This is a genomic window from Streptomyces rhizoryzae, from assembly GCF_023155275.1.
In the GTDB taxonomy this organism is placed as follows: Bacteria; Actinomycetota; Actinomycetes; order Streptomycetales; family Streptomycetaceae; genus Streptomyces; species Streptomyces rhizoryzae.
The window spans coordinates 1-14617 of sequence record NZ_JALMUV010000051.1 but is presented as its reverse complement, the minus strand read 5'-3'; the positions used below and the strand labels follow the sequence as shown (position 1 = coordinate 14617).

Annotated in this window: 9 protein-coding genes; 2 read left to right on the top strand and 7 right to left on the bottom strand. The window is 72.4% G+C overall.

The genetic code is table 11. The features are described 5' to 3' along the window. The first annotated feature begins 189 nt into the window (after positions 1 to 189). The gene (locus tag MUU72_RS30060) at positions 190 to 1917 is read left to right on the top strand and encodes a TIGR03767 family metallophosphoesterase (RefSeq protein WP_248016579.1); all 1728 of its coding nucleotides are present in this window, start codon (positions 190 to 192) and stop codon (positions 1915 to 1917) included. 77 nt (positions 1918 to 1994) lie between these two features. On the opposite strand, the gene MUU72_RS30055 is transcribed toward MUU72_RS30060, so the two are convergent. The 7 genes from MUU72_RS30055 to MUU72_RS30025 form a co-directional block, all read right to left on the bottom strand. Beyond that, positions 1995 to 3101 carry a PRC and DUF2382 domain-containing protein gene (locus MUU72_RS30055; protein WP_248016578.1) on the bottom strand — a complete coding sequence of 369 codons (1107 nt, stop codon included), beginning with the start codon at positions 3099 to 3101 and terminating at the stop codon, positions 1995 to 1997. 292 nt (positions 3102 to 3393) lie between these two features. Beyond that, positions 3394 to 5016, bottom strand: coding sequence for a phosphoglycerate dehydrogenase (gene serA / locus MUU72_RS30050; RefSeq protein WP_248016577.1), 1623 nt, complete (start codon positions 5014 to 5016; stop codon positions 3394 to 3396). 276 nt (positions 5017 to 5292) lie between these two features. Further along, positions 5293 to 6291 (bottom strand): ketol-acid reductoisomerase, encoded by a 999-nt coding sequence (gene ilvC / locus MUU72_RS30045; protein WP_248016576.1) that lies wholly within the window; start codon positions 6289 to 6291, stop codon positions 5293 to 5295. Between the two features lie 98 nt (positions 6292 to 6389). Then, positions 6390 to 6914 (bottom strand): acetolactate synthase small subunit, encoded by a 525-nt coding sequence (gene ilvN / locus MUU72_RS30040; RefSeq protein ID WP_248016575.1) that lies wholly within the window; start codon positions 6912 to 6914, stop codon positions 6390 to 6392. Between the two features lie 41 nt (positions 6915 to 6955). Then, a complete protein-coding gene (locus MUU72_RS30035) occupies positions 6956 to 8812 on the bottom strand; it encodes an acetolactate synthase large subunit (RefSeq protein ID WP_248016574.1) in 1857 nt (618 codons plus the stop codon). Positions 8813 to 9020: 208 nt separating this feature from the next. Further along, positions 9021 to 11939 carry a putative bifunctional diguanylate cyclase/phosphodiesterase gene (locus MUU72_RS30030; RefSeq protein ID WP_372503272.1) on the bottom strand — a complete coding sequence of 973 codons (2919 nt, stop codon included), beginning with the start codon at positions 11937 to 11939 and terminating at the stop codon, positions 9021 to 9023. 274 nt (positions 11940 to 12213) lie between these two features. Then, complete coding sequence (locus MUU72_RS30025) at positions 12214 to 13212, bottom strand: 2-hydroxyacid dehydrogenase (protein ID WP_248016573.1); 999 nt, start codon at positions 13210 to 13212, stop codon at positions 12214 to 12216. Positions 13213 to 13300: 88 nt separating this feature from the next. On the opposite strand from MUU72_RS30025, the gene MUU72_RS30020 reads away from it, so the two are divergent. After that, on the top strand, positions 13301 to 14341 hold the full coding sequence (locus MUU72_RS30020; protein WP_248016572.1) for an aldo/keto reductase: 1041 nt from the start codon (positions 13301 to 13303) through the stop codon (positions 14339 to 14341). The last annotated feature ends 276 nt before the right edge of the window (positions 14342 to 14617 follow it).

The window sequence follows — 14617 nt, the reverse complement described above, 5'->3', positions numbered from 1 at the left end:
CGCGGCCCCCGCTCGCTTGCCCCGGAGTGTCCCGGGACGCCACCTGTTGTCCACAAAGCCTTTGTCCACAGGCCCTGTTGCGGGTGGCTACCGGCAAGTAGCGTGTCCGCCGACCGAGAGCGACCGGCCGCCGGGGCCGGGCCGCCGGGCACCGCTGCCCGCCGCCACGCAACCGCCCAGGGGGACCTGATGCAGGGGATGAACCGCCGCCAGTTCGTCACGAGAATGTCCGCCGCGGCGGCCGGCGCCGCACTGTGGACGGCGGGGTCGTACGGCCGGGCGCTCGCGGTCACCGCGGCGCGCGCGGTGCGCACCCGCGGCACGACCCTGGAGCAGGCCGCCCGCCCGGTCGGCACGGGGGCGTACAAGCGGCTGGTGGCGGGGCCCGGCTGGCCGCTGGTGGTGCGCGGCGAACTGGCCGCCGGGGCCGCCGGGCGGGACGACCGCCGCACCGGCCTCGCCTCGTTCGTGCAGTTCACCGACCTGCACCTGGCGGACGTCGAGTCGCCGGTGCGGTTCGAATATCTGGCCCGCTTCAACGACAGCGCGCACCGCCCGCAGGAAGCACTGACCGTGCGCGGCGCCTCCTCCCTGGTCGAGCGGGTCAACGCGGTCCGCCGGGGCCCGTACACCGGGCTGCCGTTCGGCCTGGTGATGGCCACGGGCGACAACACCGACAACCACGAGCAGATCGAGCTGGACTGGTACCTCTCGGTGATGAGCGGCGGCCGGATCACCCCCAGCAGCGGTGACCCCCGGCGCTACGAAGGCGTCCAGAACAGCGGCAACGCCGCGTACTGGAATCCCGAATCGCCCCTCCGCGACGCCTACAAGGCCAAGGGCCTGCCCGAGATCCCGGGCTTCCTGTCCGCCGCCGCCCGCCCGTTCACCGCCCCCGGCCTGTCCGTCCCCTGGTACACCACGGTCGGCAACCACGACGACAGCATCGAGGGCACCCTGCCCGACCTCGGCCTGCTGAACGAGCTCTACACCGGCGACCGGAAGCTGGAGGGCTGCGACGACACCACCGCCGCCCGCCTCGCCACCGCCCTGCGCAACGACCCGGCGCAGGCGGCCTCCCTGCTGGGCACGCTGCTGACCAAGGGCGGCGCGGTCCGCCGGATCACCCCGGACGAGCGGCGGCGCCCGTTCACCCCGGCCGAGTTCGCCCGCGCCCACCTGGATCCGGCGTACACCGGCGCGGGCCCGGTGGGCCACGGCTTCACCTCCGACGCGGCGGCCAGCGGCCGGCTCTACTACACCTTCCCGCTCGCCCCGGGCGTCCTCGGCATCAGCCTGGACACCACCAACAGGGCGGGCTGGGCGGACGGTTCACTCGGCACGGCGCAGCTGCGCTGGCTGGAGTCGGTACTCCGGTCGCACAGCAGCCGCTGGTACGACGACGACGGCCGCACGGTGCGCGGCACCGGCGGCGACTGCCTGATCGTCCTGTTCAGCCACCACACCAGCACCACCATGGGCAATCTGCTGCCCGACCCGTACCACCCGTTCGAGGGCCGGCACGACGGCAAGGCCCTGGTCGCCCTGCTCCAGCGCTACCCCAACGTGGTCGCCTGGGTGAACGGCCACACCCACGAGAACCGCATCACCCCGCACGGCCACGCGATACCCGAGCGCGCCTTCTGGGAGATCAACACCGCCTCGCACGTCGACTACCCGCAGCACGCCCGGATCATCGAGCTGGCCGACAACGGCGACGGCACCCTCTCCCTGTTCACCACCCTCATCGAGTCCGCCGCGCCGTACGCCACCGACACCGCCGACACCACCGATGCCGGCCTCGCCGCGCTCTACCGCGAGCTCTCCTACAACGACCCCTACGCCACCCCCGACGCCCGGCTCGGCACGTCCGCCGACCACAACACCGAACTCCTGCTGCCCCGCCCGGGGAAGTGACCGGCACCGGGGGCGGGCGCGGCCGGGCGGCCGGCGGGCACCGTGCGGGGCCCGCCGGCCGTGCTGCTCGCGGCCGCTCAGCGCAGCCGGTCCGGGCGGTCCGGTCCCGGTGCGCCGCGCCCGGTCCGGCCGGTACCCCGGCCGTCGTCGAACTCCACCGTCTCCTTGCGGATCTCGGCGTCGACCTCGCGCTGCTCGGTGACCCGCTCGGTCTCCAGCCGGACCCGCTCGACCGGTACGGTCCGCTTGCCGATCACCGGCTGCTCCTCGTGGAGGACGACCTCGACCTCGTCCTCACCGAGCGGCGGACCGGTCCGCCCGCGCCCGCGGTCGTCCTCGGTGATCTTCTCCCGGACCACCCGGACCTCCTCGTGGCTGACCGGCACGGTGCGGTGCACGTCCTCGGTGACGACGTGCTTGCGCAACCGGGCCCGGCCGCTCTCGTGCTCCTCGGTGCCGACCTCCAGCCGCTCCTCGGACAGCACGATCTCGGTGGTCCCGTCGCCGCGCCCGGCGTCCGGCTCACCGCGGCCGCGGGACACCGCCATCGGGCGGGTGGCGTCCTCGGACCGCTCGCCGATCAGCTTGTTGCGCTCACCGGCCCGGGTGCGGTGCTCGGCGGTGGTGTCCCCGGCGCCGGTCGCCCGGCCCCGGGCCCCGGCGGCGCCGCCGGTCCCGCCCGTCACGGTCGGCCGGTGCGAGGCCACGCCGGGCCCGCCGGGCTCGCCGGTCCGCCCGGCCGGTCCCGTCGTCCCGGGGATGGCGGTCGTCCCGCCGGTCCCCGCGGCCCCGGCCCGACCGGTGGTCCCCGCCGTCCCTGTCGTCCCTGGCGTCCCGGTCGTCCCGGGATCCGCGGTCGTCCCCGGGCGGGTGATCCCGTAGTGGTGGTACAGCCGCTCCTCCTCGGACGGGTCGAGGTGGCCGTCGGCGTCGATTCTCGGCGCCTCCTTGATCGTCTCCTTGGCGTGCGGGACGTGCAGTTCGTCGCCCGCCCGCCGCGACCCGGCCAGCGGTACGAAGGTCTCCTTCATCCCGAACAGTCCGGTCCGCACGGTGATCCACTCCGGCTCGTTGGTGGCGTCGTCCCGGTACACCTGCTGGACGATGCCCACCTTCGCGCCCTCCGCGTCCACCACGTGCAGACCGGTCAGGCTCTGCGGAGTGCCACCCAGGGGTGCGTTCATGGCGTTCTGCCCTCCTTCCGCGCGCCGGCGCGGCACGCACTGTTCCCATTGCGCGCCGCGCAGCCCTGCCCAGCGAATCGGGAGACCCGGCGCCCGGCGGCCCCGGCGGCCCCCCGGCGCTCCCCGCGCGCCCCGCACCCCGGGGACCCGTTACGCCAACCGGGTGATTGGTTGACCGGTCAGCCATCCCGCGCGCCGCTGCCGCTGCCCCGCTACGATGCCCGGACGCCGACGGGCCCGGTCCCCGCCGAAGCGGGGACCGGGCCCGTTGACCTGCGAAAAGCCGAGGGCTTCAGTGGGTGAGGTTCACCGCGCGCACCGACGTCGCGCCGATCTCGTCGGAGATCTCGGCCAGCACATTCGCCGGAATGGTGTCGTCCACGGTCAGCACCACCAGCGCCTCACCGCCGACGTCCGCCCGGGAGACCTGCATCCCGCCGATGTTGATGCCCGCCTCGCCCAGGATCCGGCCGACGGTGCCGACCACGCCGGGGCGGTCGGTGTAGCGCAGGAACGCCATGTGGTCGGCGAGCGCCAGGTCGATCGAGTGGTCACCGACCGCCACGACCTTCTGGACGTTCTTGTGGCCGGCCAGCGTGCCGGAGATCGACACCTCCTCGCCACCCGCGAGGGTGCCGCGCACGGTCACCACGTTGCGGTGCTCGGGCGACTCGCTGCTGGTGGTCAGCCGCACCTCGACGCCGCGCTCCTGCGCGAACAGCGGGGCGTTGACGTAGGACACCGTCTCGTCCACCACGTCCTCGAACACGCCCTTGAGCGCGGAGAGTTCGAGCACCTTGACGTCGTGCTGGGTGATCTCGCCGTAGACCTCGACGTCGAGCCGGAGCGCGACCTCGCCGGCCAGCGCGGTGAAGATCCGGCCCAGCCGCTCGGCCAGCGGCAGCCCCGGCTTGACGTCCTCGGCGATCACACCGCCCTGGACGTTGACCGCGTCCGGCACCAGCTCGCCGGCGAGCGCCAGCCGCACCGACTTGGCGACCGCGATACCGGCCTTCTCCTGCGCCTCACCCGTCGAGGCGCCCAGGTGCGGGGTGCACACGACCTGGTCGAAGGCGAACAGCGGCGAGTCGGTGCACGGCTCGACGGCGTACACGTCCAGGCCCGCGCCGGCGACCCGGCCCTCCTTGAGCGCGCCGGCCAGCGCCTCCTCGTCGACGATCCCGCCGCGGGCGGCGTTGACGATCCGGACCGACGGCTTGACCTTGTGCAGCGCCTCGTCGCCGATCAGGCCGATGGTCTCGGGCGTCTTGGGGAGGTGGACGGTGATGAAGTCCGAGACCTCCAGCAGCTCGTCCAGGGTCAGCAGCTTGACGCCCATCTGCGCGGCGCGGGCCGGCTGGACGTAGGGGTCGTAGGCGACGACCTTCATGCCGAACGCGGACATCCGCTGGGCCACCAGGACGCCGATCCGGCCCAGGCCGACCACGCCGAGGGTCTTCTCGCTCAGCTCGACGCCGGTGTACTTGCTGCGCTTCCACTCGCCGTTCTTGAGCGCGGTGTTGGCCTGCGGGATGTTGCGCGCGGTGGCGACCAGCAGACCGCAGGCCAGCTCGGCGGCGGTGACGATGTTGGAGGTCGGGGCGTTGACGACCATCACGCCGGCCTTGGTGGCGGCGGAGACGTCGACGTTGTCCAGGCCCACCCCGGCCCGGGCGACGACCTTCAGCTTCTTGGCCGCGGCGATCGCCTCGGCGTCGACCTTCGTCGCGCTGCGCACGAGGATCGCGTCGACGTCGGCGATGGCGGGCAGCAGCTCGGCGCGGTCGGCGCCGTTGCAGTGCCGGATCTCGAAGTCCGGGCCGAGGGCGTCGACGGTGGCCGGCGACAGCTCCTCGGCGATCAGTACGACGGGTTTTCCGGGGTTGGCAGTGCTCACGTGGTCTTCAGTCCTCATCTGGTCCGCTGCGGGTGCCTCCCACGCCCTGGCGGGCAGTGGAGGGAGGACGGCCGTCCCGACGGCCGAAGGCGGTGTAGGGGAAAGCCGCGTGGAAGACGCACGACGCTGTGAGCCTGACGCGCTTGTGACGAGCAGTGTAGTGGCGGGGCGCGGCACGGACTGTGCCGATGCGTAAGGATCACCCATGCGTGGTTCTACGCGGTGGACAAGGTGGTGCGGCGGCATACGGACGAGGGGGCCGCGAGCAGTGCCGCGGCCCCCTGGTCCCGAGGCTTACGCCTCGTCGTCCACCCAGCTCATCAGCTTGCGCAGCTTCTTGCCGGTGGTCTCCAGCAGGTGGCCCTCGTCGGCCTTCTTGTACTCGTTGTACTTCGGCAGGCCGGCGTTGTACTCCGCCATCCAGTTGTTGGCGAAGGTGCCGTCCTGGATCTCCGTGAGCACCTTCTTCATCTCGGCCTTGGTGGCGTCGGTGATGATCCGCGGGCCGGTGACGTAGTCGCCCCACTCGGCGGTCTCGGAGACCGACCAGCGCATCTTCTCCAGGCCGCCCTCGTACATCAGGTCCACGATCAGCTTCAGCTCGTGGAGGCACTCGAAGTACGCGATCTCCGGCTGGTAGCCCGCCTCGACCAGGGTCTCGAAGCCGGCCTTGACCAGGGCGGCGGCACCGCCGCAGAGCACCGCCTGCTCACCGAACAGGTCGGTCTCGGTCTCCTCGGTGAAGGTGGTCTTGATGACGCCGGCGCGGGTGCCGCCGATGCCCTTGGCGTAGGAGAGCGCCAGGTCGAACGCCTTGCCGGTGGCGTCCTGCTCGACGGCCGCGATGCACGGCACGCCGCGGCCCTCCTCGTACTGGCGGCGGACCAGGTGGCCCGGACCCTTGGGGGCGACCATGCAGACGTCCACGCCGGCCGGAGCCTTGATGAAGCCGTAGCGGATGTTCAGGCCGTGGCCGAAGAACAGCGCGTCGCCGTCCTTCAGGTGGTCCTTGATGGACTCCTCGTAGACCTTGGCCTGGATCGGGTCCGGCACCAGGATCATGATGACGTCGGCCTCGGCGGCGGCCTCGGCGGGGGTCACCACGCGCAGGCCCTGCTCCTCGGCCTTGGCCTTGGACTTGGAGCCCTCGTGCAGACCGACGCGCACGTCGACGCCCGAGTCGCGCAGGGACAGCGCGTGGGCGTGACCCTGGCTTCCGTATCCGATGACCGCCACCTTGCGGTTCTGGATGATGGACAGGTCGGCGTCGTCGTCGTAGAACAGCTCGGCCACTTGGGGTCTCTCCTTGGATCTAGCGGGTGCCCACACAGTATGTCGGGCGGGGAAGGGACGGTCGGGGGGTCTCGCCATACGGTCCGGCGGACCGCGGGTCAGGCCGAGCGGTCCAGGGCACGCAGCGAGCGGTCGGTGATGGAGCGGGCGCCGCGGCCTATCGCGATGGTGCCGGACTGCACCAGCTCCTTGATGCCGAACGGCTCCAGCATCCGCAGCATCGCCTCCAGCTTGTCGCTGGACCCGGTGGCCTCGATGGTGACGGCCTCCGGCGAGACGTCCACGGTCTTGGCGCGGAACAGCTGCACGATCTCGACGATCTGCGAGCGGGTCTCGTTGTCGGCGCGGACCTTCACCAGGACCAGTTCGCGCTGGATGGCGGAGCCGGGCTCCAGCTCGACGATCTTCAGGACGTTGACGAGCTTGTTGAGCTGCTTGGTGACCTGCTCCAGCGGCAGCGACTCGACGCTGACCACGATGGTGATGCGGGAGATGTCCGGGTGCTCGGTGACACCGACCGCCAGCGAGTCGATGTTGAAGCCGCGGCGGGAGAACAGCGCGGCGATCCGGGCGAGGATGCCGGGGGTGTTCTCCACCAGGACGGAGAGCGTGTGCTTGGACATGTCGTCTTCTCTCTTCTTCCGGGCGTCCGTGACGTCCTGGCTCAGTCGTCTTCGCTGTCGCCGAAGTCGGGACGCACGCCCCGGGCGGCCATCACCTCGTCGTTGGAGGTGCCGGCGGCGACCATCGGCCACACCTGGGCGTCCTCGTGGACGATGAAGTCGACCACGACCGGGCGGTCGTTGATGGCGTTGGCCTCTTCGATGACCTTGTCCAGCTCGGCCGGGTCCTCGCAGCGCAGCGCGGCGCAGCCCATCGCCTCGGCGAGCTTGACGAAGTCCGGGACGCGGGTGCCGCGGGCCTCGGGGTTGACGTCGTCGGGCCCGGAGTGCAGCACGGTGTTGGAGTAGCGCTGGTTGTAGAAGAGGGTCTGCCACTGGCGGACCATGCCCAGCGCGCCGTTGTTGATGATCGCGACCTTGATCGGGATGTTGTTCAGCGCGCAGGTGACCAGTTCCTGATTGGTCATCTGGAAGCAGCCGTCGCCGTCGATCGCCCAGACCGTGCGGTCCGGCTTGCCGGCCTTGGCGCCCATGGCGGCCGGCACGGCGTAGCCCATGGTGCCCGCGCCGCCGGAGTTCAGCCAGGTGGCGGGCTGCTCGTAGCCGATGAAGTGGGCGGCCCACATCTGGTGCTGGCCGACGCCCGCGGCGAAGATCGTGCCCTCCGGGGCGAGCTTGCCGATCCGCTGGATGACCTGCTGCGGGGAGAGGCTGCCGTCCTCCGGCAGGTCGTAGCCCAGCGGGTAGGTCTCGCGCCAGCGGTTGAGGTCCTTCCACCAGGCGCTGTAGTCACCCTTGTGCCCGGCCTCGTACTCCGCCTGGACCGCGACGATCAGGTCGGCGATGACCTCGCGGGCGTCCCCGACGATCGGCACGTCCGCGGCGCGGTTCTTGCCGATCTCGGCGGGGTCGATGTCGGCGTGCACGACCTTGGCGTACGGGGCGAAGGAGTCCAGCTTGCCTGTGACCCGGTCGTCGAAGCGGGCGCCCAGGGTGATCAGCAGGTCGGACTTCTGGAGCGCGGCGACGGCGGTGACCGAGCCGTGCATCCCGGGCATGCCCAGGTGCTGCGGGTGGGAGTCGGGGAAGGCGCCGAGCGCCATCAGGGTGGTGACGACCGGGGCGCCGGTCAGCTCGGCGAGCACCTTCAGCTCCGCGGTGGCCCCGGCCTTCAGGACGCCGCCGCCGACGTAGAGCACCGGGCGCCGGGACTCCGCGATCAGGCGCGCGGCCTCGCGGATCTGCTTGGCGTGCGGCTTGGTGACCGGTCGGTAGCCGGGCAGGTCGGTGTGCGGCGGCCAGACGAAGGTGGTCTGCGCCTGGAGGGCGTCCTTGGCGATGTCGACCAGGACCGGGCCCGGGCGGCCGGTGGACGCGACGTGGAACGCCTCGGCGATCGTCCTGGGGATCTCGGCCGGGTCGGTGACCAGCCAGTTGTGCTTGGTGATCGGCATGGTGATGCCGCAGATGTCCGCCTCCTGGAAGGCGTCCGTGCCGATCGCCTTGGACGCGACCTGACCGGTGATCGCGACCAGCGGCACCGAGTCCATGTGCGCGTCGGCGATCGGGGTGACGAGGTTGGTGGCGCCCGGTCCGGACGTCGCCATGCAGACGCCGACCTTGCCGGTGGCCTGGGCGTAACCGGTGGCCGCGTGACCCGCGCCCTGCTCGTGCCGCACCAGCACGTGCCGGACCTTCGAGGAGTCCATCATCGGGTCGTACGCCGGCAGGATCGCACCGCCGGGGATGCCGAACACGGTGTCGGCCCCGACCTCCTCCAGCGACCGGATGAGGGACTGCGCGCCCGTGACGTGCTCGACGGTCGCGGGCTGCTGCGATCCGCCGGAGTGACGGGCCCGCGGCTGCGGATGGTGGGCCCCGGTGGCCTGCTCGGTCATCTGCGTCTCTTCTCGAAGCTGAGGGTTTTGACGGGATTTGTGAGGTTGCTGTGCAACAAAAAACCCCTCGTGCCGTGAGGCAAGCGAGGGGAGCGCGCCGGTGTGGTCAGCTGGGTTCGTCAGGGGCCCAGCTTCAGCCGACGCGCTGTCCAAGTACGAGAATTCGGGTGCGCATGGCACTGACCCTCCCCCTCTTGCGCACTGAGTGTCAAGTGGGTGGGACGGAGGTCTCACTATTTGGGCGCAACGGGGGACGCACCAGCGTCTCCGGTCCGGCCACCGTGCCGTGGCCGGCCGGACGGCTGCCGCTGAGCACCACCGCCCGGCCCTGACCTGCGAGATCGGGCACCGGGTAGCTTCCGCGGGTCAGCGCCCGGCGCAGCCGCGGTTCGTCCAGCGGCCCGGAGAACGCCAGCCCCATGCCGTGGGTGCACCCCATCGAGCGCAGCGCGAGCACCTGTTCGGGCAGATCGACGCCCTCGGCGACGGAGTGCATCCCGAGGTCGGAGGCGATCCGCAGCAGCCCCGCGGTGATCTTGTGGACCCGGGCGGACTCCACCACTCCGTCGATCAGCCCGCGGTCCAGCCGCAGGATGTCGATGGGCAGCCGGCGCAGCGCGCTCATCGCGGCGCACCCGCTGCCGAAGCCGTCCAGCGCGGTCCGCACGCCCAGCCGGCGCAGCGCGACCAGGCGGCGCTCCAGGTCGTCCAGCGGGACGCGGGGGTCGCTCTCGGACAGCTCCAGCACCAGGGCCCGGGAGGGCAGGCCGTGGCGGGCCAGCAGCGCCTCGATGGCCTTGGGGGTCAGCGCGCGGTCCAGCAGCCGGCGGGCGGAGAGCCGGACCGCGACCGGCACCTGGTGGCCGGCCCGGTGCCGGGCGGCGGCCTGCGCCACCGCCTCCTCCAGCTGCCAGCGGCCCAGCTCCGCGGCGCGCTCGCCGCCCTCGTCGGTGAGCCGCCCGCGGTCGCCGACCCGGAGGAACTCGGCCGGGGTGAACAGGATGCCCTCCGCGGACCGCCAGCGGGCGTGCGCGGCCACCGCGGTGATGCGGCCGCCGGCCAGGTCGACGACCGGCTGGTGCAGCAGGGTGAACTCGCCGTCCTGGAGAGCGGTGCGGAGCTTGCCGGCCAGCTCCGCGCGGTGCGCGACCTCGTCCTGCATCTGCGGGGCGTAGAGCTCGACCCGGCCCTTGCCGGCCTGCTTGGCGCGGTACATCGCCAGGTCGGCGTTGCGCAGCAGGCCGGCGGGGCTGACGCCTGGTTCGGCGAAGGCGACACCGATACTGGCCGCGACCCGGACGTCGCGGCCGTCGATGCGGTACGGCTCGGAGAGGCGGATCCGCAGCCGGTCGGCGATCTCCAGGATGCGGAACTCGCGGCCCGCGCGGTCGCGGGTGCCGTCGCCGGTGATCAGCGCGGCGAACTCGTCGCCGCCCAGGCGGGCCGCTATGTCGCCGGCCCGCACCGACTCGGCCAGCCGGCGGGCCGCCTGGATCAGCAGCTCGTCGCCCGCCTGGTGGCCGATGGTGTCGTTGACCTGCTTGAAGCCGTCGAGGTCGATGTAGAGCACGGCGGTGTCGTGGTCGCTGGCCCGGCGGCCGGTGACGGCCTTGGTGACCCGCTCGGTGAACAGCGCGCGGTTGGGCAGGTCGGTGAGCGCGTCGTGCGAGGCGTTGTGCTGGAGCTGGGCCTGGAGGCGGACGCGTTCGGTGACGTCGCGGGAGTTGAAGATCAGGCCGCCGTGGTGGCGGTTGACCGTGGACTCCACGTTGAGCCAGCCGTCGCCGCCGGCGCGCCGGCCGCCGGCCCGGAAACGGCACTCGATCCGGGTGGTCGGCTCGGCCTCGGGCGAGGCGGCGAGGAACCGGCGGACCTCGTGGACCACCCGGCCCAGGTCCTCCGGGTGGATCAGCGAGGCGAGTTCGGAGCCGACCAGTTCGTCGGCGTCGCGGCCGTAGACCCCGGCGGCGGCGGGGCTGACGTAGCGCAGCACACCGGTGGGGGCGGCGATCATGATGACGTCGCTGGAGCCCTGGACCAGGGAGCGGAAGTGGTTCTCCTTCTGCGCGAGTTCCTGGGTGAGGGTGATGTTGTCGAGCAGCATGATGCCCTGCCGGACGACCAGCGCCAGCACCACCGCGCAGCCGGTGAAGAGCACCACGCGGTCGATGCGGCGCCCGTCCAGGACGTTGGTCAGGATGCCCAGCGTGCAGACCGCGGCGGCCAGATACGGGGTCAGCGCGGCCAGCGAGCCGGCGATGGGGCGGCTGCCGGGCGGCGGCTGCGGGTGGCGCGCGGTCTGCTCGGTGACCGCGGCGGGCTCGGCGCCGGTCCGGCGGCCCACCCACGGGGCGTAGGCCAGCAGCATCGAGCCGGCGAACCAGCCGGCGTCGAGGATCTGCCCGGAGCGGTAGTGCTCGTGCAGCAGCGGCGAGCTGAACAGGGCGTCGCACAGCACCGTCAGGGCCAGTGCGGCGATCGCGGTGTTGATCGCCGAGCGGTGCACCGACGAGCGCCGGAAGTGCAGCACCAGGACCATGCTGACCAGCACGATGTCCAGCAGCGGATAGGCCAGCGAGAGGGCGCTGCGGGCCACCGTGCGGCCCTGGAAGTGCGCGGTGTGGGCGAGCGCCAGGCTCCAGGAGAGGGTCACCAGCGACCCGGCGATCAGCCAGGCGTCGAGGCCCAGGCAGATCCAGCCGGCCTTGGTCACCGGCCGTTTGGCGAGCACCAGCAGGCCGACGATGGCCGGCGGGGCGAACAGCAGGAAGCAGAAGTCGGCCACCGACGGGGTGGGCACGGTGGCGCCGCGCACGACCTCGTACCAGCCCCAGACGGCGTTGCCGAGCCCCGCCATGCCGGAGGAGACGGCGAACAGGATCCAGGCCGGGCGGAAGGGCGTGGCGTACCGGCGGGCGTACAGGCCGCAGGAGACGGCGGCCACGAGGGCGGCCACGCTGAGGCCGAAGTCCCCCATCACCATGGCGATCTTCGGGGATCCCCAGCCGGCCGCGGAGCCCACGGCGTAGCCGCCGCAGATGACGGCGAGCACCACCTGCGGCACCGGGCTCGGGGACCCGCCGGTCCGCGCGGGCGGCCTGGAGAGCATCGCTCCGGGCGCGCTCACCGCTCTCTCCCGTTCTTCCGCGCCGGACCGCGCCGGGAACGGTGCGTCCGGGGTCCCGGTGGCATCGCTGCGGGCGCTCGTGGATCACGCGTCTCGCGGATCATCCCTCGGCCGTACATCGCCCGTCGCCCCCCTCGGTTCCGGATCTTTCGTATCGCGCCGTGACGTTCCCGGCGCATCCCCGCTCGGGACGATACACCAGATTGGTCACTCAGCGACATAGCACCTCTACGGAGCGTGACGGCGTAGCGATTTGTGAATACGGAGAGCAGCCCTACGGCCTCGTAGCGCGATCCGCTTCGGATTCCGGTGCGGTGGCGACCACGTTCCGGACCGGCTCGCCGGCCGCGAAAAGGGCCAACTGGCCGCGCAGCAACCGCTTCGCACGGGGCAGGAAGGCAGAGCTGGGGCCGCCGACGTGTGGAGTGATGAGCACGCCGGGAGCGTGCCACAGCGGATGGCCCGCGGGCAGGGGTTCCGGATCGGTGACGTCGAGGGCGGCGCGGAGCCGGCCCGACTCCAGTTCGGCGAGCAGCGCTCCGGTGTCGACGACCGCGCCGCGGGCGACGTTCACCAACAGCGCGCCGTCCTTCATCCGGGCCAGGAAATCCCGTCCGACCAGGCCATGTGTCGTTTCGGTGAGCGGCGTGGCGAGGATGACCACGTCCGCGGCCGGCAAGAGGGCGGTCAGCTCGGAGAGTGGATGCACCGGACCGCGCACGGTGTCACGGGCGGTGCGCGCGATGCGCATGACCCGCGCGCACTCAAACGGCGTGAGCCGGTCCTCGATGGCACTGCCGATCGAACCATAGCCCACAATGAGGACCGACTTGTCGGCGAGCGCCGGCCGGAACTCCGGCCGCCACGCACCCGCTTCCTGGGCCCGGACGAACTCCGGGACGCCGCGCAGCGCCGCCAGCGTCAGGGTGAGCGCCAGCTCGGCGGTGCTGGCGTCGTGCAGCCCGCGGGCGTTGCACAGCCGCGCACCGGGCGGCATCCGGTCGAGGCCGGGGAGCAGGTGCTCGGTCCCGGCGGTGAGCGTCTGCACCACCCGGACCCGGCTCATCCGCGCCAGCGCGCGCAGGCAGACGTCGGCGGGCTTCATGTACGGGACCACGTAGAAGACGCACCGGGCCGGGTCGGCCGGGTAGTCGGGGCCGGCGTCCCAGTGGACGTAACGGAGGCCGGCGGGGAGGCCGTCGATCTCGCCGGGCGGGATCGGGAGCCAGACGTCGCCGGTGCCGGGGGCGGTCTGCGGGTCTGCTGTTGCCATGGCCCGAGGCTATGCGAAGAGGCGTTTGGTTCAGACGTTAGTTTGGTCTGGCCCTTGATCGGGGGCGAGGGGACGGAGGCACGACCAGGTGGAGCGCAGGACAATCGGCGCGGCGGCCCTGGAGGTGGGCGCGATCGGCCTCGGCTGCATGCCGATGAGCTGGGGGTACAGCGAGTCGCAGCGCAGCGGGGAGGGTTCGCTGCGGGCGCTGCACGCCGCGCTGGACCGGGGGTGCAGCCTGCTGGACACCGCGGACATGTACGGCCCGTTCACCAACGAGCTGCTGGTGGGGCGGGTATTGAAGGAGCGGCGCCGGGACGCCTTCGTCTCGACCAAGTGCGGGCTGCTGGCCGGGGACCAGCACATCGTCGCCAACGGGCGGCCCGGCTACATCAAGCGGGCCTGCGACGCCTCGCTGCGCCGGCTCCAGACCGACTGCATCGACCTCTACCAACTGCACCGCGCGGACCCCGAGGTGCCGATCGAGGAGACCTGGGGGGCGATGGCGGAGCTGGTGGCGGCCGGGAAGGTGCGGTCGCTGGGGCTGTGCGCGGTGGGGGCCCGCGCGGCCCGGCAGCCGCGCGTCCTGCGCACCGGCCGGATCGTGCCCGGCGGCCGGGGCCCGCACCGCTCCCGGCTGCACGAGGGCACCCTGCGCCAACTGGAGCGCGTCCAGCAGGTGTTCCCGGTCAGCAGCGTGCAGGCGGAGCTGTCGGTGTGGTCGCCGGAGGCGCTGGCGGAGCTGCTGCCCTGGTGCGAGTCGCGCGGGGTGGGCTTCCTTGCGGCGATGCCGCTGGGCAACGGCTTCCTGACCGGCACGCTCACCCCCGGGCAGGGCTTCGAACCGGAGGACATACGGGCCCGGCACCCGCGCTTCACCGCGGAGATGATGGCCGCCAACCAGCCGGTGGTGGCCGGGCTGCGCCGGGTCGGCGCCCGCCACGGGGCGACGCCCGGCCAGGTGGCGCTGGCCTGGGTCCTGGCCCAGGGACGCCACGTGGTGCCCGTACCGGGGACGAAGAAGGAGCGCTGGGCGGTGCAGAACGCCGAGGCGGCGGAGCTGGTGCTGAGCGCGGAGGATCTGCGGGAGATCGGGGGGTTGCCTCGGGCTCGGGAGTCCTGGTACTGAGCGGCCCGGGGGGCCGGGGGGTGCCCACGGTGTCGGCTTTCCCGCCGTGGGGGCTTTGGGGGGCGCCTGCGGCGCGTTGCCGTGATTGCGGGGCTGCCCACGGTGTCGGCTTTCCCGCCATGGGGCTCTTTTTGTTGCGCCTTCGGCGCGGGGCCGGGTTCCGCTGCGCGGGGCTTTCGGGGTGCGGGGACGGGTCTGCGGGGGGGCTGAGGTGGGTGGGCTGGTGGCGGTCGCTGGTGGGTGAGTGGGTGGTTTTTTTGGGGGTGGGGGCTTGAG

What these genes read in the sequence shown, in the direction of transcription:
- MUU72_RS30060 (WP_248016579.1), top strand. Translation starts at nt 190, where the DNA reads ATGCAGGGGATGAACCGCCGCCAGTTCGTCACGAGAATGTCCGCCGCG.
- MUU72_RS30055 (WP_248016578.1), bottom strand. Translation starts at nt 3,101, where the DNA reads ATGAACGCACCCCTGGGTGGCACTCCGCAGAGCCTGACCGGTCTGCAC.
- serA (WP_248016577.1), bottom strand. Translation starts at nt 5,016, where the DNA reads ATGAGGACTGAAGACCACGTGAGCACTGCCAACCCCGGAAAACCCGTC.
- ilvN (WP_248016575.1), bottom strand. Translation starts at nt 6,914, where the DNA reads ATGTCCAAGCACACGCTCTCCGTCCTGGTGGAGAACACCCCCGGCATC.
- MUU72_RS30035 (WP_248016574.1), bottom strand. Translation starts at nt 8,812, where the DNA reads ATGACCGAGCAGGCCACCGGGGCCCACCATCCGCAGCCGCGGGCCCGT.
- MUU72_RS30025 (WP_248016573.1), bottom strand. Translation starts at nt 13,212, where the DNA reads ATGGCAACAGCAGACCCGCAGACCGCCCCCGGCACCGGCGACGTCTGG.